Source organism: Ruegeria sp. BG10 (assembly GCF_056538575.1).
Map to the genome: position 1 here is coordinate 21,680 of NZ_JBQFTI010000008.1, position 16,437 is coordinate 38,116.

Here is a 16,437-nt window from a genome sequence, read left to right on the forward strand (position 1 = left end):
ATACAATCTTATTGCGAATGCGCGCGCAACGCCCAAGCTGTTTGAACAAGCGGTCGTTCGTGTCGCGCGCGGCGAAGCAAACCGATGAGCCCAACTCGGACCAAGGAAGTTCTCGCTGCGCGTGCTCGCAGCACGAAAATCGCCGCGACCGCATCATTTTTCAACGCCGCTGTGCGGCGTAAAGAGTGGCCATTCATTCGGGATGCAACGAGATTGTATGCGGCAATCTAAAGGCTGCGGCCAAACCTGTCCTATCAATTCATAAACCTAATACCCGAACTAAGGCTGAGAGCCGACCTACATCGCGAGGTATTTTGATGCTCCTTATCTTACTTGAAGTTGGCGCATAAGGACCTCAAGCATCTTTTGTGCCTCAGATGCATCAAGCCGACCGTGCCGCAACAAAAACTCTGCGACATCTCTATCTGTGTACCGCCCTGTAAGTACGTCATCGCGCAAGGTTAGCTTTTGGCGCGCAAATTCGGCGGCGTTATCGTGGCAAATAATGCATTTTTCTTTGAATAGACGGCCAGATTGTTGGATGAACTCGAACTGCTGTATGAGCACATTGACTTCTTCGTCTGACAACTTGCCGTGTCCTGCCTTCAGATAGTCAATGACGGGGCGACCAGAAGCTTTTCCGACAATGCCACTTTCAGACACAATCAATTTTTCGGAGACAAAATCTCCTGCATGCGGCAGGTGACAAGACGCACAGCTTTCTTCGTAGATCAGATGTGGATTCGACTGCTGGGCAGTCGAGGAAATTGCCCAAATTCCAAGACCGATTGCTATGCCAATTTGGACAAACCGGTTCATGTTCCAAGCGTCCGAGTAGTGCGAAAGACAATCCATTGTCAGAATAGGCGAATTTGAAGTGTCGATCCTTGACAAGTGTCAACTTGTAAGCAGGCTGGCGCTTTCTCGGTAGGTTTGGGCTCGGAGCGGCCTAATGCGTCTGCGGCGTTTCTCAACGAACAGGCAATCGGGTAACGGCCATTCAAACCGACGGTAAAATTCAGGCGTCGGCGCGGTGCTGATGTCTGGGCCTGGCGGGAGGATTGGAGGGCGCACTATGCCAAGAGTCCAACTTCCCGCTGTCACCTCGAAACGAAGAACCTGGAACAAGGGCCGGATCATTGGCCAGAAACGACCGCTGTTGCCGAAACAGGTCTGGGCGATCCGAGCGCGGCTCGAATTGGCGGGCAACCTGCGCAATCTTACATTGTTCAATGTGGCGATTGATAGCAAGCTTCGTGGATGCGCTTTGGTGAAACTAGCCGTCATCGACTTGGTGAGGGATGATCGCATTCGCGAAAGGGTGTTCGTAATCCAGGGCAAAACCAAGCGGCCCGTTCAGTTTAAATTCTCTGAAAACACGCGTGATACAATTGCCGCGTGGATCAAATCGCCGGAAATGGTAGGCTGCCGTTTCATATTTCCGAGCCGGTTTCATGACCGCCCGCATATCTCGACCCGCCAGTATGGCCGACTTGTGCGGGATTGGGTGGCCGCGATTGGGCTGGAACCGTGTGGATACGGCACCCATTCGTTGCGCCGGACCAAGGCGGCAGAAATTTACCGGAAAACGGGAAATCGCAGAGCGGTTCAATTGCTGCTTGGACACACAAAGGTCGACAGCACTGTCCGATACCTCGGCGTCGAACTTAAAGACGCCCTGAGTATCGCCGAACAAATCGACATCTGAACTATGTTGGCGGGCGGCACATGCCGTTCGCCAATCCAGATCGGACCTATGGGCGCGGCGCAGCAGTGTTACGGATAGAGCCCAAACTACCCAGATATCGCACTGCGGCGAATGTCCTGTTCTCAAACCGCAGCCAGATGTGCCCCGCTTCTAGTCCGTGACAACGACCGCTATGCTGTTCGATATCGGAGGGAAGCGGTGTGACGCATCTTCAGAAACCCGTAACGGCTGATCGTTCAGTTGTAGAGCGCGCGCAAGGACGGCTGACGCGTCGCAACGAGGACAGATTTGCCGAGGCAGAGCAACAGGGTCTTTTGCTGGCCGCGAAGGTTCGAACCACAGCACTTTGTATTGTTTTGATCTGGGTTGCGATAGACACACAAAACCGCGGTACCAGCTTTCTCTACGATATTTCTCAGGTTGCAGTATTCGCGGTGCTTGGAATCTTGCAGTACTTTTCAGCCAAGCATAGCGCGAATGCCAGTGTAATGAACTATGTCTTCGTTGCCATCGACTGTGCTTTGCTGGCTTTCATCTCCAGCACTCCAAACCCTTTCGCTGAGTACGATTTACCACCCGCGATCCTGATGAATGGAAGCCAGTTCACCTATTTCTATCTCTTCCTGATGCAGGCAGCATTCAGCTTTCGTCCAAGTCTGGTTCTTTGGTGCGGCTTTTGCATCGTTACAGCGCGCACAGGAATGCTGGTTTGGTTTGTGAACCAACCTGGCGCCTATACCAACCTCGATCTTAGTGAGCGCACTGTGGAGGACTTTTTGATGGCGCGCTCTGATCCAAATTTCATCTTTCTGGGATTTTGGGCTCAAGAGATCATCGTTTGCTTACTTGTTACTGCTGGCCTTGCGGCCTTGGTGCGTCGCTCTCGTTGGCTCGTAGAAAGCCGAATTCGTACGGAACGGTCACGCTCCAACCTTGCACGCTACTTTTCACCAAACGTTGTGGACCGTCTCAGTAGTGCTGAGGACAGCTTTGGCGAGGCGCGTGAACAAAACGTCGCCGTCATGTTTGTTGACATCATCGGGTTTACCACCATGTGCGAGAACGACGCCCCTGGCGATGTCGTTGATTTCTTGCGCGGGTATCATGACAGGTTGGGCAAGGCAGTTTTCGAGAACGGAGGTACACTGGACAAATACCTTGGCGACGGGTTGATGGCGAGTTTCGGGACACCAGAACCCAGTGAGAACGACGCCAGTAACGCACTTCAATGCGCCTTTGACATGCTTGAGGCATTGAGCAACTGGAATCGTGACAGGAATGGCGAAGGGCTTCCTCCGGTACGCATTGGGATTGGCATCCACTTCGGTCCCGTTATCTCAGGTGACATCGGAAACCGACGCCGTCTTGAATACAGTGTCATCGGCGATACCGTGAACGTCGCAAGCAGGCTTGAGCAGCTGTCCCGGAAACTAAAAGCCTCTTTGGTGGTTAGCGATTTGTTGATCGAGGCAATAAATCCGACGGACAAGATCGGGCACTCTTTAATCAAAAGATTGGTTCCTGCCGGAGTGCAAGATTTGAGAGGAAGACGCGGAAAGATCGGGGTTTGGACCTACACACCGAAATAGTAAGTGTTTGCGCATGGCTTTGCCATTCCCCTGAATTCAACTTTCGCAATCCATTCAGTCGGACCCGCTCATTGAGCCTATCAGCGCCTTCCATTTCCATACGGTCATGCAGCGTGTGATGATCGTAAAATAACTCGGGTCTGGAAAGTCGACTCATCCACGACGCTTAATCGACGTGCGGCACTTACCACAAACCGACTCAGCGGATAACGTGGACAGAACAATTGGCGTGGTGAACGACCCGGTTCGCAGTTGACCCAATAAAAATGTTCTCGATTCCTGGCTTGTGTGAGGCCAGCACTATGCAATCAATGTCATTTTCATCTGCAAAATCAACGATCGCTCGACCAGCGCTCCCCGAGATAAGCCGCGGTGTCGCGCCCGGTAACTCCGCAGCATTCCTATGTAAGCCTTCCTGAAGTTCTTTTCGAGTATTTGCCAGAACTTCCTCGGGTATCTGAGATGCCACATATGCAGGGATCGGTTCCTGTACATGAAGCACTGTGAATTCCGCATCGGCATTCGCCAACAAACGAGCAGCTTCAAATGAGGCCTGTGTATCGTGATCTTTGTCCAGTGCGACTGGTACCAGAATGTTTTTATACATATTAGCTACCTTCCATTGCTCCAGCTACGATCATTCCGGCCTCCGCAGTGATACGGCACTCTAAACCGGTTCGGATTTCGAAGACTTACCCGCTTTCTTTGCTGTGCTTGCAACATCATCTATTGTCTTTTCCGCAGCTTCGGCTTCGGTTTCCGCTGCATAGGCTGCACATCGGGCAACTGTTTCGAACCATTCCTGAGCGTCAGCCACTAGGCGTTCGGCTGAATGCTTCTGCCACTCTGCTATGGTTTGCAGTGCTTTCGCCGGATCAGTCGGGTCTGCGGCAGACGCCGAACGCGCAGCTTCCAGCGCGGTTCGAACAGCCTCGTGACGCCTCTCAAACCAATGTTGAGCAAAGGCCTCTACCTCTTTAAGTGATTTTTCCTGCGTGTCCCAGAATTGCTCAAGCTGAGCGCCTAAAAACGGATTGGCCGTGGTAGTCGGCTGCATCTGCTTGAAAACATCGACAAGTGGGTTGGAGTAACTTGATTTTGGCTTCTCTTCAGGCATTGGAGATTCCTCCTCATCTTCCAAATGCTGAATGTTACCAAATCTCGCAAAAAATAACCTTAATTTAGATCAACCGGTGTCACCAAACGTAGGCAGTGGTGCTCTACAATCTAATGGCGGCATTTGTACCAACCTACTCGATTTGAATAGACTCCAAATAATAAATTACATTTGCCAACGGCACACCTGCGAACATCGGCTGGCCGTCAGGCATGGTCAGCGCAACTTTTTGATCCGAATCCAAAGCTGGTCCAAAAATGGACATTTCTCCGCCATGCGCGAGCAATGGTGCGCGACCATCAATTTGACGCGCCACCGCCTCAATCGGAAAAACGCCGTCGTTTTGGGCCGCGAGCCTCGTCAGATCAGGTGTCCTTATTGCCAGCATCTCCGCCATTGGACCATCTCCTGTGGCCTCGAAACCATGGCATTGCCAACAATAAGTTCTGTAGAGATCGTGCCCATTTTGAAGGTCTATTTCCTGCGCCAGTGCAGCACTTGCAGCAAATATTGACAAAAGAAGTGCGCGACAAACTAGCATCTGTTCCTACTCAAAAGTCAGCATTTCGAGTTGAAAATACGGATATCGAATGAACGCTACATTGATCTCGCTCATATTCAGCCTTTGAGTACCATCTGGAAAAACCATCACGAAGGGACGGTCGCTTCAGTCGGTTCCGCCTCGCTGATCGGGTCTTAGCGCCTAATGATATAGATCAATGCCAAATGAAGCATTACATGGCAAAGTATGAATGTTTCAGCAGAAGTTCGGCATGAGTGGTGACGAGCCCCTGATATATGATCGGGGCGCTTGTTTGCGGCGCAGCTTCGGTACCCAGGCAATTGTCCATCAAGGAGTGAGGTCAATGCATACAGTTGATCCACCGACACCTAGACTCCGGCGCGCGCTTACCACCCCGTTGCTTGCATTATATGGGCTTGGTGTCACCGTCGGCGCGGGAATTTACGTGCTTGTCGGCGCCACCGCCGATATCGCGGGCCCATATGCTGCGTTTTCGTTTCTTGTTGCAGCGCTCGTCGTGTCGCTGACGGCTTTGTCGTACGCCGAACTCGCGACACGCTATCCCGTAAGCGCGGGAGAGGCGGCATATGTCGAAGCGGGATTTCAAAGGGGCTGGATGGCGGTTCTAATCGGTCTTGCCGTTGCTGCGTCTGGGATAATTTCAGCTTCCGCTGTTGCGATTGGGGCGGCCTCATACCTTCACACCCTGACGGGGCTTGGCACCGCATTGCTTACGATCGGTGTTGTGTCGGTCATGGGGCTGATTGCACTCTGGGGCATTACACAATCGGTATTTGTGGCAGCCGTGATCACGATCATCGAGATTGCGGGGCTTCTTTTTGTGATTGGCTGGGGCATGTCCGTGCAGGAACCGCAAGGCCATGAAATCCGTGAGATGATTCCGGGACTCGAGCTCAGTACCTGGCGCGGTATTTTTGCAGCATCTTTGCTGGCCTTTTTTGCCTTTGTCGGGTTTGAGGACATGGCAAACGTCGCCGAAGAGGTAAAAGATCCAACCCACACAATTCCAAAGGCTATCCTTTTGACGCTCGTTCTGGCGACGGGTCTGTATCTGGCGACCTCGGTTACGGTCCTGCTTGTTGTTCCTATCGATACCTTGTCGAACTCGGCCGCCCCACTCACGCTGGTTTTCTTCGACGCACCCGAAGTAATCAAACAAGGGTTCGCCGCAGTCGCGGTTGTTGCGACAGTCAATGGCGTCCTGATCCAGATGATTATGGCGTCGCGAGTGATCTATGGTCTTGCCGACCGGGATCATCTGCCGAAAATACTGGCGACTGTCCCGCAGGTAACCCAGACACCGGTCGTCGCAACCCTGTTGGTAGTTGCGATAATCCTTCTGCTGATGCAAACTTTGCCAATCGGCATACTGGCGGAACGCACATCCCAGATCGTTTTGGGAGTGTTTGTTTTGGTCAACATCTCGCTGATATTGCTGAAGTCCCGGCCAGGGTCAACTCGGGAACATTTCCGCGTACCGCTTGTTGTACCAATCCTTGGGGTGCTGACCAGCGCCCTGCTTTTTGGTGCCGGATTTCTCTGAGAGGAAAACCGACAGCACAGGGTCACCAGAACGGGGTCCGACTGACGCATGAACACTGACCGACAAACACTTGGAAGGCGGATCTCTGACTGGTGGCACCGAACCTTTGTTGATTTGGTCGCACAATTGCAATGGTCTTACCTGCCACCATTGATGGTTTACTTTGCGGCCGGAGTTTCGGGACTAACATCTGTCGTTGGTGCGTTTTTTCTTAAGGACTATCTGAATATATCCGCCGCTTTTGTTGCGGGATTGGCATTCTGGGCCGGGTTGCCGTGGATTCTAAAAATGCCGCTGGGTCATCTGGTTGATCTGTTCTGGCGCTGGAAATCCCTGCTGATTGTCGTTGGCGCATCCCTTATCACGGCGTCATTGCTCATCATGTACAGGCTTGTGGCTGCGCCTGACCGAATGGCCGGCATTATGCCACTAGAGGATTGGTACGTCGTTGCCTTGATATTGGCTCCTTCAGGTTATGCCATTCAGGATGTCGTTGCTGACGCCATGACAGTCGAAGCGGTGCCGCAATCGGACCGAGACGGACGCGCGTTTACGCCGGAAGAAGTTCGTGCCCGGCACACCACAATGCAGACCCTCGGCAGGATTGCGATCATATCCGGGCTTGCAGGGGTCGCAGCGGTTAACATCTGGATTTTTTCGGGGGCAGAAGATCTGGAGCAAGGCGATCGTTTGGTTCTCTACGGTCAGGTCTATCTCGTCGCTCTGATTATCCCCTTGCTTTCGATCAGCGGAGTGGCTCTTCACGCTCTGATACAGCGTCGCCTCGTTCGTCGAGGACACCTTCCGCACAGACCCGATCAAACCACCGAAGTCAGGTGGCCGATACTGATGGGCGGACTTGCGTTTGTTGTTCTCAGCATAGCGTTGGGAACCGCAAATTTTGCCTTTGCGCAGGAAACCGTTTTTGTGGTGTCGCTCACGGTCATTCTCTATCTCATGTCGCGGTTGTTGAAAGAACTGAAGCCGAAACAGGCCAAAGTTCTGGCAGGGACTGCGACGATCATTTTCGTTTTCCGTGCAGTACCCCTCCCGGGACCCGGGTTGACCTGGTTCGAAATCGACGAGCTTGGGTTCGACGAACAGTTTCTGGCCATTCTTGCGCTTCTGACCTCACTGCTTGCGCTTGTTGGCCTGATCATCCTCAGGCCATTTATGGCCAGCCGTTCCATCGCGCAGGTTGTTGTGCTGCTCACGATTGCTGCCGGAATGCTGGCCCTGCCAAATCTTGCTTTGTACTACGGGGTGCATGAATGGACGTCCCTGCATACTGGCGGGGTGGTGGATGCAAGATTCATTGCCATTCTCGACACGGCCGTCGAGTCACCGCTGGGCCAGATCGCAATGGTGCCAATGCTGGCATGGATTGCACGTAATGCGCCAACTTATCTGAAGGCCACCTTTTTTGCGGTCATGGCGTCGTTCACCAACATGGCATTGTCGGCAAGCAGCCTTGGAACAAAATATCTGAACCAGCTGTTCGTCGTTACCCGCGCGGTGACCGATCCCAGGACGGGTGCTGTCACCTCCGTCGCCGACTACAGCCAGTTGGGGAGCTTGCTGATTACCGTGGGCTTGATCTCTGTCATCGTTCCACTGGCTGTGATTTTTCTTGTGCAAAACTCGCCTTATCAGACGCGCGATTGAATATGCGGATCAGTCGCTTTCATCAAGCAGTGCCTTGAGGTGCGACACTGGAACCCCAATGTTGGAGCCGCCAAATTCGGGTAAGATCGCGGCATTGATAGCAACCACCTCGCCGTTTCGGTTCAAGGCGGGCCCGCCGCTTCCACCGGTTGTGGTTTCAGCATCATAAACGACCGCACCGGGACTGGTCTGGGCGACGATCCCCCGGCTGGCCAGAGGTCTGATCTTGTTCTGCTCTGAAAGGTGTTTTGCAATCATCCAGAAATCGACGGCGCCATCGCTCTCCAGCGTTGTCAGAAAATCCGGCCCGGCCTGCACAATCAAGGCCTTTAGGCCAGTTGGAAATCCAAGCAGGAAAACTTCTTCACCTGCACGCGGCGGGTCAGGTGCCAGTGTAAGCCCAAGCCCTTGAACACGGTTCGCATCAACGGACAGAAGCGCCAGATCGGCCGTTTTGCTTGCCCTAAGCAATACCGCTTCCATTGGCTCGGATTGTTCTGGCAGATAAGCCAGCAGACTAAGTATCTCGGCTTCAAGCCCTGCTGCCTTCAGGGCCTGTGCCCGATCCCCGGTCGTCCAGGGCAAGGCGACATGACGGTTGGTCACTAACAGAGAGGTGTCCTGCAAAAGAAACCCGGTCCCGGTGAACTGAAACTCTGCCGGCGCGCCTGCTGCATCCGGTTCAATCCACGGTTTCCCGAATGGAGTTTTTAGTTTCTCCCCGTCCGGGCCAAGCACATGCCGCAGCAATTTGCCGCTTTCGGTTTGACGCAATCCGTAGGCCCCTTGGATAAAGGCAATGGATCGCGTCGAGCCCGTTATTACCCGCCTGGATGCACCAGCACGCTCTTCCAATGTCCCAAGGCGCTGTTCGGTGGAAAGCACCTGGTTGTCAAACGCGTCTCTGAGCGCGACCAGATCATCCGCCGTCAATGCATCTTCTCGCGTCTGCGCAAGCATGACAGCAACCGCCTCGATCTTGAGAGATTCCTGTTTCAGACTGTCCGCCAGCTTCTGATCGTTCTGAAAAAGCAAATAGCCAAAGACTGTAATCAGTAGAAGTAGACCGATAACGGTAACCCGGAACAAAACCGTGGTTTGTGATGTCAGCCGACGCCCGCCTTCGCGCAGCGCACTGGACATTTTGCTGGCGAAGGGTCGTCGGCTAGAGCGCGCATACACATAAGCGTCACTTATTATGTCTTCGACCGTGTGATGTGCAGGGAATGAGTAGTCACACATCCTGTAGCGCGACATGGGACCCTCTTCACCAAACTCGATCATGTCGCCATGCCTAAGAGTTACCGAAGCAGTCTTTTGACCATTGACCCAGATTTCCCGGCCGGGCAGCGCGTTTAGCGTGTAACCGCCTTGCGACCATTGAAAGGTCGCCACATCTTCGTCATGTGGGGGTACATCCTCTTTCCGCCTTATCTTCAGGATCCGGTCTTGACCTAGTGAAGCGGACAAAGCGGTGCCGACAAGCCAGGTTACGGTTCCGCGAGACGGACCGGTCAAGCTCTCCAAGAATGCACGGACATCGCTCGTTTCACCGTCCATGTCGCTTCCGTCCGGCGTCCGCATGGTTCATCTCAGTTCCTTAGCGCTTTGGGCACATTATCATGCGCAGCGGTGAAACCGCCATGGTTGGCAATAATGTGCGCATTCAGAAAAACGTTGAGCTTCCATATGCTGCCCCGATCACGATGATTGCGCGTATACCGTCGATGCGCCTATTTCGATGAGACCTTGATCTTTCGGCTGGGATCCTGGGGTTCGGTTTTTGGCATGGTGATGTGCAGGACACCTTTGTCGAACGCAGCGGAAATCTCCTCGATATCGACTGCATCCGGCAGCGTCATTGTCCGGGTGAAACTGCCATAGCTTCTCTCGCTAACGCGCAGATCGCCCGTGTCATCATGTGTGACATTCTTCTGGCCTCGCAGGGTCAATCTGCGGTCTTTGATTTCGACTTCGACGTCGTCTTCTTCGAGACCCGGCAATTCAGCCGTGAGATTTATCGCTGTATCCGTCTCGTGGATGTCAATCGCCGGCGAAATCGCACCCGTCATGTCCAACGACGGGAAGCCCGTGCGTTGCGCGGCTGTTTCCAGCGGCAGGAATGGCGCTGTGCCCCCGAAAAAGCGCGACATCATGGATTCCATTTCGCGTCGAAAATTATCAGAGAGCGGATGTGTTCCAGCAAATAGTTGTGGAGTTTTTTTGTCTTCAAGCATTTTCTGATCCTCCTCCTTTGGTGCGATTGGGGGGAGGCGGCATTATGGCAAAAAATGCATCTAATTGCCTTGATCTTGCGCAACCAAGCGTCCTCGGTATCGCGTCAAGAGACATCCCGGCCGTATCGGCATTCTGAATGAAACAAGGCGTATTACCGGTCATACGTCTAGGCCAAGGGGCAAACTGATCTGACTCTATTGCGCCAACGAGCGTCTGAAAAGCACTAGGCTTGACACCAGAAGGATTGCGCCCAGTAACGCCATCCATAGGAACTCTGGCCATACCGTTTCAATCCCAGCACCCTTGAAGATGATGGATTGACTGGCGGACATATAGTGGCGGGACGGAAGGATCGATGTTCCGAACTGAAGCCAGTCGGGCTGACCCTCGATCGGTGTCTCTCCTCCTGACAGCATCAGCATTGGAAGGACTGTCAGCATTACCAAAAGCGCGAACTGCGCCATTGAGCGCGCAATCGTTGCAAGAAATACCCCAAGTGCGGTTGCCGTGAAGAGAAACAGGGCGGTGCCAACTAAAAACAACACCTTCGACCCCGCGATGCTGATCCCCAGGAAACCTTGCATAACAAAGGTCAGCGATAAAGCGGTCGCGACAAGAACCACCACTGCGTTTGCCCAAATCTTGGCCATCGCAATGTCAAGCGGGGTAAGCGGCATCGCAAGCAGGTGTTCAATTGTGCCATGTTCACGCTCGCGGATCATTGCAGCACCGGTGAGGATCGTAGTCAGCCACATGATCTGGCCGATGAGCGCCACGATGCCGGCAAAACGAACAGTATCACGGTTGGGATTGAACGCACTGCGCATGATGATATCGACAGGCAATGTCTCTATCAGGTCCGCACCGATGGCAAAGCGACGGATCTCGGCGCTGAGGATATTGATGATATAGTTTGCACCAATCCCGGCCTGTTCCATCGCCGTCGCATCAATCAGAACCTGGATTTCAGGTGAGCTCCCGGCGCGAACATCTTTCTCGAACCCTGGTGGCACCGCGACCACAAACAGGAAATGCCCGGCATCCATCTTTTCGGCTCCGGTACCCGGTGCGATCTGGACAACGGGTTGAAACTCCGGAGGGAAGAACGCCGTAGCAAGAGACCGTGAAAGGGGCGAGCCATCCTCATCGGCAAATGCAATGGAGGCATTGTTGACCGAGTTCGAAACCCCCGTCGCCTCCATCACGGGTGCCAGCGTGAATGACCAGACCAGCAGCGCCATCATCACCCAGTCACGCCGAAGGCTCATCATTTCTTTCAGGCCAAGCCAGAAGATACAGGACAAACGTTGCATTCACTTCTCCTGCGCTCGAAGCAAAAGGGCCGCGATCAGCGTCAGCACCGGCCCGAAACAGGCCAGGGCGAGAAGATCGGGGGCAAGCGCATCCCAGCCCAGCCCTTTGGTGAAGGCACCGACATTCAGATGCAGGAAATAAGATGACGGCCAGAGCGATCCGATTGTCTGCGCACCGCCTTCAAGCGTTGAAACCGGCTGCAGTAGGCCCGAGAACTGAATGGTCGGTACGACCGAGGCGATCGCGGTGGCGAAGGTGGCAGCCACCTGACTTGAGGTCATGGTCGCAATGAGCAGCCCATAAGATGTGGTCGCCCAGACATATAGCAGCGCGCCGATTGCCAGGGGAACCGGGTTGCCTTTGAGCGGTACATCAAAAACAAAGACCGTCATTCCAGCCAAGAGCAGGAAATTGGCGAACGCGATTACGATATAAGGGATTTGTTTGCCAATCAGAAACTCAAGGCGCGTCGTTGGCGTCGCATAGAAATTGGTGATTGTTCCCAGCTCTTTCTCACGCGCGACGCTGACCGCCATCAGAACTGCCGGCAACATTATCAACAGGATTGCAGGCATGGCTGGGGCCATTGCGGCAATACTCTCGAAAATCTGGTTGTATCTGAAGCGTGGTTCGATACGGGCGATCTCGACCGGATGGACACCGTTTTGGCGTGCCATTGCTTCCAAAAAGGTATTGTGGAGCCCCGCCACATAGCCTTCCACAGTCTCGCCTTTGAACGGGATTGCGCCGTCCACAATTGCAAGCACGTCCGTCGCTTCGCCAGAGCGGATCTTGCGCCCAAAATCAGGTGGGAGTTCGACAACCAGCGAGGCATCTCCTCGGGCCAGCCGTTCATGGCCCTCATCGATACCCGTCAGTGGCTTCGTTGGGTTGAAGTAGCGTGACCCTGAAATCTCAGAAATGTAGGCGCGACTTTCGGGTCCTTGCGACAAGTCCAGTACCGCGAAATCCAGTTCTTCGATGTCCAGCGTAATCCCATAGCAAAAGACCAGCATCAGGATCACCGAGCCCAGGAACGCAAACGCCAAACGCACGCGGTCGCGCAAAATCTCGATGGTTTCACGCCTCGTATATGCCAGCGCGCGCCTGATACTCCCGCCAGCGCTGCCATCAGGGGCATGAACCGATGCCTCAGGCGCTGTCACTGGTGCCGAAGGGTCGGAGGCTCTCAGTACCGTGACAAATGCTTCTTCTAGACTGTCTGCCTGTGCCGCCGCGATCAACTCATCCGGTGTTCCCTCAGCCAGAACCCGGCCAGCATGCATGAATGACACCCGATCACAGCGCTCTGCTTCGGCCATGAAATGGGTCGAGACGAAAATCGTCACATCTTCATCTCTCGAAAGCTCAATCAGCAGCGACCAAAACGAGTCGCGCGCCTCAGGGTCCACCCCCGAGGTTGGCTCATCCAGGATCAGCACGCGAGGTCGGTGGATCACAGCGACGGCCAGGGAAAGACGTTGCTTGATGCCAAGTGGCAGCGCCGTGGCCAGCATGTCCATATGTGCAATCAGGCCAAAGCGCACTGCCAGTTCATCGATACGCCTCTCGCGGTCCGTGATTGCGAAGATGCGGGCGTGAAGCTGAAGGTTCTGTCGAACGGTCAACTCGCCATAAAGCGAGAATGCCTGACTCATATAGCCAATCTCGCGACGCATCCTCAGGTCACGCGCGTCAACCGGCCTACCGAACAACAGCGCCTCACCCTTACTTGCAGGCAAAAGGCCTGTCAGCATTTTCATGGTTGTCGACTTGCCGCAGCCGTTCGACCCGAGGAAGCCGAAGATCTCACCACGGTTGATCGAGAATTCGACGTCATTGACCGCGGTGAAATCGCCAAAGCGCCGCGTCAATCCATTCGCCGTGATCACCGGGTCTGCTTCATGGTGATGTGCGGGCGCTTTCTTTGGTACGATCAGGGGCTCCCCGTGCGCCTGCAGCCGCCGGTAGGACGTTTCAAGGTCGCTGGCTTCCCCCTTCAACTCTGCCGGAGAACCATGGAAAAGCACGCGCCCGGCATCCATCGCGACGATAAAGTCGAATTGTTCGGCTTCCTCCATATAGGCCGTCGAAACCAATATGGAGAGGTCGGGTGTAGCCTCTCGGACCGCGTCGATCAGCGCCCAGAATTGACGCCGCGACAGTGGGTCGATGCCGGTGGTCGGCTCATCCAGAACCAAAAGCTTAGGATCATGGATCAGAGCACAACACAGCCCGAGCTTCTGTTTCATGCCGCCCGAGAGTTTTCCCATCAGCCGATCAGAGAAAGGCGCAAGCCCGGTTGCCGACAGCAATGCTGCGATCCGGATGTCACGCTCCTGCTGCCCCTGTCCGAAGAGACGCGAAAAGAACTCTAGGTTCTCGCGCACCGACAATTCTGCATAGAGGTTTCGGCCCAACCCCTGCGGCATAAATGCGATCGCAGGGCAGATATGGTGACGATGGGCGCAGTCGTCGATCGAACCTCCGAGAACATTGATCGTGCCGGATTGAAGCTTCTTCGCGCCGGTGATCAAACCCAAAAGCGTTGATTTGCCAACCCCGTCAGGCCCGATCAGTCCAATAAGCTGACCAATCGGCAGATCAAGCGACAGGTTATCCAGTGCAATGCGCTGGCGATACTTATGCGTGACACCGCTGATGCAGAAACCAGATGTGCCCGCCTGGGAATTCATTCGAACAATTCGGGTGGGATCCGCCTTTCCAGATATTCCGGCCATACACCGTCAGAAGAAAGCCTGATCACAGCGACACCGCGAAGGCCGGTTTTCACATGTTCGATCCGTTCTGTGATCAGATCTTGGGGGATGCGAACCCGAACGCGAAAGACCAACTGTTCACGCTCGCTCAATGTCTCGACCTGCTTCGGAGTGAACTGGGCTTCGGGGGATACAAAAGTGACGGTTGCAGGAATGGCAAAATCCGGCAAGGCATCAAGTACGATGCGCGCCTCAGCCCCGATGGGCAGCAACCCCGCTTCGCGTGCGGGCAGGTACACGTCCATATAGACGTTCTCTAAGCTGAGAAGCGTAAGGATCGGCTCCCCCGCGCCGACAACTTCACCGGGCTCAGCCAGCCTGTAAAGAACGCGCCCTGGCATGGGGGCAACAAGCGAAGCATCCTCGATCTGAGCAGCGATCCGGCGCATTTCGGCTTCGGCAGCCGCGATCTGGCTGTCCGAGGTTGCAACCCGGGCCTTGGCGGCACCCAGAACGGCGTCGGCAACCTGAAATGCGGTTTCGCGATCTTCAAAGACTGTCATCGAAATGTTTTGACCGGCCAAAAGTGCCTTTGCCCGTTCCAGTTCCTGCGCCGCGCGACGCTGTTGGCTTTCTCGTTGAACAACAACAGCCTCGGCTTCGGCCTTGGCTTGACGCGCCAATGCTACCTCGGCTTTGGCGCGATCAAGCGCTGCAGACAGTTCATCGGTGTCCATCTCGACCAGAAGCTCACCCACAGCAACCAAGTTGCCTTCTGCCGCCAAAACCTGTGCAACCCGCCCTGCGAAGGTGGGGGCAATTTCCACTTGTTCGGCCTCTATCCGTCCATTGCCCTGTACAAACCCAACTGGCAATTCACTGCTGTCTTCTGAAACGAATATGTACAACGCCGCACCTGCGAGAAGGAGCATTACGACGATCAGTACTGCGCGCACGTTCTTTTTCATGATCTGGCGTACCGCGGTTAGAGCTACTAGGTGACGTTATCTCAAACCCCGCAAAATGCTTTGTTTTGGATCAAACAGAGCCTTTTAGAGGGTTGTTCAGGCCAAATTCGGGTAGAAAACCGGCGCAGCAGTCTGATTGTTAACCCGCATCAATGGCTCAATGCGGATTTCACGGCGTGACTTTCAATTTCGGTTGCGCCGAACTGACGGTATTGTTGCGCATGGGCAGGCATCACGCGGTCGAAACAAATGCCCAATTGTCCATTCATCGTGTCAAAGCACTTACAAGTCACACTTCCAGCGTGCGGATGAAACCAACACTGCGTCAGTTTTGCGGGTTGCCGCTCCTACTTTGGCAACATGAAGAACTCTTCCAATACAATCTTTCCGTCTGCTACCGAATAAACTGCAATCTCGCTCAAGGCGATACGTTGCCCAGTTTCCTTCTGCGTTACGTCAGCCTTATATCGCACACTGAAGCGGTTTGGGGGATGAACATAGGGGCCATCGACGTCGAATTCGATGATTTCATGAGCTGCCAGCCAATCCTCTCTTTTCCCTTTGATAGCATCACGGCCTTTGGTGATGCGAAACTGTCGAACCGGAGGCACAACCGCTTCTATGGATTGAGCGTTCTCGGCATACATTTCATCAACATTTGCAAGGCCCCTGCGATCACGCATTGCCTGAACAAACGTTCGTCCAACCTCGACTAATTCTTCCATGATAGCCCCCATTTTGGCATCAACTGTATCACATCTTACCATTTCCAATCTTGACGAGGATCAATGAATTAAGATGTTGGCGAAGAATCCAGTTCGGGAACGAGAGGGCAACTAGTGCAGTGGCAAAGAACGGTCCAATTCCCGGTACCGTCATCAGCCAGTGCGCCATCTCCTTGCCTCCTGGTCGGCGAATTACCTCCGCATCCAACTCTCATATCTGACTGATCAACCGGCCCGCACCCCAATCAGCGGACTTAGGCAAGCCTGTGCCGCTTCCCCTCGTGTTGCACCATCATGCGACAACCG

At 54.2% G+C, this 16,437-nt stretch carries 15 protein-coding genes; 4 read left to right on the forward strand and 11 right to left on the reverse strand.

Annotation, left to right across the window (positions count from 1 at the left end; translation table 11 throughout):
• Positions 1 to 324: 324 nt before the first annotated feature.
• Positions 325 to 819 carry a hypothetical protein gene (locus ACR0D8_RS20605; protein ID WP_480649399.1) on the reverse strand — a complete coding sequence of 165 codons (495 nt, stop codon included), beginning with the start codon at positions 817 to 819 and terminating at the stop codon, positions 325 to 327.
• Between the two features lie 256 nt (positions 820 to 1,075).
• On the opposite strand from ACR0D8_RS20605, the gene ACR0D8_RS20610 reads away from it, so the two are divergent.
• Together ACR0D8_RS20610 and ACR0D8_RS20615 are read left to right on the forward strand one after the other, a co-directional pair.
• Positions 1,076 to 1,708 (forward strand): tyrosine-type recombinase/integrase, encoded by a 633-nt coding sequence (locus tag ACR0D8_RS20610; protein WP_480649574.1) that lies wholly within the window; start codon positions 1,076 to 1,078, stop codon positions 1,706 to 1,708.
• Between the two features lie 200 nt (positions 1,709 to 1,908).
• On the forward strand, positions 1,909 to 3,297 hold the full coding sequence (locus ACR0D8_RS20615) for an adenylate/guanylate cyclase domain-containing protein (RefSeq protein ID WP_480649401.1): 1,389 nt from the start codon (positions 1,909 to 1,911) through the stop codon (positions 3,295 to 3,297).
• Positions 3,298 to 3,496: 199 nt separating this feature from the next.
• Here the strand turns inward: ACR0D8_RS20615 and ACR0D8_RS20620 are convergent, their stop codons facing one another.
• The 3 genes from ACR0D8_RS20620 to ACR0D8_RS20630 form a co-directional block, all read right to left on the reverse strand.
• The gene (locus tag ACR0D8_RS20620; protein WP_480649403.1) at positions 3,497 to 3,904 is read right to left on the reverse strand and encodes a universal stress protein; all 408 of its coding nucleotides are present in this window, start codon (positions 3,902 to 3,904) and stop codon (positions 3,497 to 3,499) included.
• A 60-nt stretch (positions 3,905 to 3,964) separates the two neighbouring features.
• Complete coding sequence (locus tag ACR0D8_RS20625) at positions 3,965 to 4,414, reverse strand: phasin family protein (RefSeq protein ID WP_480649405.1); 450 nt, start codon at positions 4,412 to 4,414, stop codon at positions 3,965 to 3,967.
• 133 nt (positions 4,415 to 4,547) lie between these two features.
• A complete protein-coding gene (locus tag ACR0D8_RS20630; RefSeq protein ID WP_480649407.1) occupies positions 4,548 to 4,811 on the reverse strand; it encodes a hypothetical protein in 264 nt (87 codons plus the stop codon).
• A gap of 469 nt (positions 4,812 to 5,280) precedes the next feature.
• On the opposite strand from ACR0D8_RS20630, the gene ACR0D8_RS20635 reads away from it, so the two are divergent.
• Positions 5,281 to 6,501 (forward strand): APC family permease, encoded by a 1,221-nt coding sequence (locus ACR0D8_RS20635; RefSeq protein ID WP_480649409.1) that lies wholly within the window; start codon positions 5,281 to 5,283, stop codon positions 6,499 to 6,501.
• 48 nt (positions 6,502 to 6,549) lie between these two features.
• The gene (locus ACR0D8_RS20640) at positions 6,550 to 8,166 is read left to right on the forward strand and encodes an MFS transporter (protein ID WP_480649411.1); all 1,617 of its coding nucleotides are present in this window, start codon (positions 6,550 to 6,552) and stop codon (positions 8,164 to 8,166) included.
• A gap of 9 nt (positions 8,167 to 8,175) precedes the next feature.
• On the opposite strand, the gene ACR0D8_RS20645 is transcribed toward ACR0D8_RS20640, so the two are convergent.
• The 7 genes from ACR0D8_RS20645 to ACR0D8_RS20675 form a co-directional block, all read right to left on the reverse strand.
• Positions 8,176 to 9,726: a trypsin-like peptidase domain-containing protein gene (locus tag ACR0D8_RS20645; RefSeq protein WP_480649413.1), complete on the reverse strand. Its 1,551-nt coding sequence runs from the start codon at positions 9,724 to 9,726 to the stop codon at positions 8,176 to 8,178.
• Positions 9,727 to 9,899: 173 nt separating this feature from the next.
• The gene (locus ACR0D8_RS20650; protein ID WP_480649415.1) at positions 9,900 to 10,403 is read right to left on the reverse strand and encodes an Hsp20/alpha crystallin family protein; all 504 of its coding nucleotides are present in this window, start codon (positions 10,401 to 10,403) and stop codon (positions 9,900 to 9,902) included.
• 195 nt (positions 10,404 to 10,598) lie between these two features.
• Positions 10,599 to 11,648, reverse strand: coding sequence for an ABC transporter permease (locus ACR0D8_RS20655; RefSeq protein WP_480649417.1), 1,050 nt, complete (start codon positions 11,646 to 11,648; stop codon positions 10,599 to 10,601).
• A 69-nt stretch (positions 11,649 to 11,717) separates the two neighbouring features.
• Positions 11,718 to 14,414, reverse strand: coding sequence for a ribosome-associated ATPase/putative transporter RbbA (gene rbbA, locus ACR0D8_RS20660; RefSeq protein ID WP_480649419.1), 2,697 nt, complete (start codon positions 14,412 to 14,414; stop codon positions 11,718 to 11,720).
• Entirely contained in the window at positions 14,411 to 15,370 is a 960-nt protein-coding gene (locus tag ACR0D8_RS20665) for an HlyD family secretion protein (protein WP_480649421.1), read from the reverse strand. Before ACR0D8_RS20665 ends, rbbA begins: the two co-directional genes overlap by 4 nt.
• A 383-nt stretch (positions 15,371 to 15,753) precedes the next feature.
• Positions 15,754 to 16,131 (reverse strand): SnoaL-like domain-containing protein, encoded by a 378-nt coding sequence (locus ACR0D8_RS20670; RefSeq protein ID WP_480649423.1) that lies wholly within the window; start codon positions 16,129 to 16,131, stop codon positions 15,754 to 15,756.
• A gap of 28 nt (positions 16,132 to 16,159) precedes the next feature.
• Entirely contained in the window at positions 16,160 to 16,300 is a 141-nt protein-coding gene (locus ACR0D8_RS20675; protein WP_480649425.1) for a hypothetical protein, read from the reverse strand.
• Positions 16,301 to 16,437: the final 137 nt, after the last annotated feature.

What these genes read in the sequence shown, in the direction of transcription:
- ACR0D8_RS20605 (WP_480649399.1), bottom strand. Translation starts at nt 819, where the DNA reads ATGAACCGGTTTGTCCAAATTGGCATAGCAATCGGTCTTGGAATTTGG.
- rbbA (WP_480649419.1), bottom strand. Translation starts at nt 14,414, where the DNA reads ATGAATTCCCAGGCGGGCACATCTGGTTTCTGCATCAGCGGTGTCACG.
- ACR0D8_RS20650 (WP_480649415.1), bottom strand. Translation starts at nt 10,403, where the DNA reads ATGCTTGAAGACAAAAAAACTCCACAACTATTTGCTGGAACACATCCG.
- ACR0D8_RS20670 (WP_480649423.1), bottom strand. Translation starts at nt 16,131, where the DNA reads ATGGAAGAATTAGTCGAGGTTGGACGAACGTTTGTTCAGGCAATGCGT.
- ACR0D8_RS20640 (WP_480649411.1), top strand. Translation starts at nt 6,550, where the DNA reads ATGAACACTGACCGACAAACACTTGGAAGGCGGATCTCTGACTGGTGG.
- ACR0D8_RS20645 (WP_480649413.1), bottom strand. Translation starts at nt 9,726, where the DNA reads ATGGACGGTGAAACGAGCGATGTCCGTGCATTCTTGGAGAGCTTGACC.
- ACR0D8_RS20620 (WP_480649403.1), bottom strand. Translation starts at nt 3,904, where the DNA reads ATGTATAAAAACATTCTGGTACCAGTCGCACTGGACAAAGATCACGAT.
- ACR0D8_RS20635 (WP_480649409.1), top strand. Translation starts at nt 5,281, where the DNA reads ATGCATACAGTTGATCCACCGACACCTAGACTCCGGCGCGCGCTTACC.
- ACR0D8_RS20655 (WP_480649417.1), bottom strand. Translation starts at nt 11,648, where the DNA reads ATGATGGCGCTGCTGGTCTGGTCATTCACGCTGGCACCCGTGATGGAG.
- ACR0D8_RS20610 (WP_480649574.1), top strand. Translation starts at nt 1,076, where the DNA reads ATGCCAAGAGTCCAACTTCCCGCTGTCACCTCGAAACGAAGAACCTGG.
- ACR0D8_RS20675 (WP_480649425.1), bottom strand. Translation starts at nt 16,300, where the DNA reads ATGGCGCACTGGCTGATGACGGTACCGGGAATTGGACCGTTCTTTGCC.
- ACR0D8_RS20665 (WP_480649421.1), bottom strand. Translation starts at nt 15,370, where the DNA reads ATGCTCCTTCTCGCAGGTGCGGCGTTGTACATATTCGTTTCAGAAGAC.
- ACR0D8_RS20625 (WP_480649405.1), bottom strand. Translation starts at nt 4,414, where the DNA reads ATGCCTGAAGAGAAGCCAAAATCAAGTTACTCCAACCCACTTGTCGAT.
- ACR0D8_RS20630 (WP_480649407.1), bottom strand. Translation starts at nt 4,811, where the DNA reads ATGGCGGAGATGCTGGCAATAAGGACACCTGATCTGACGAGGCTCGCG.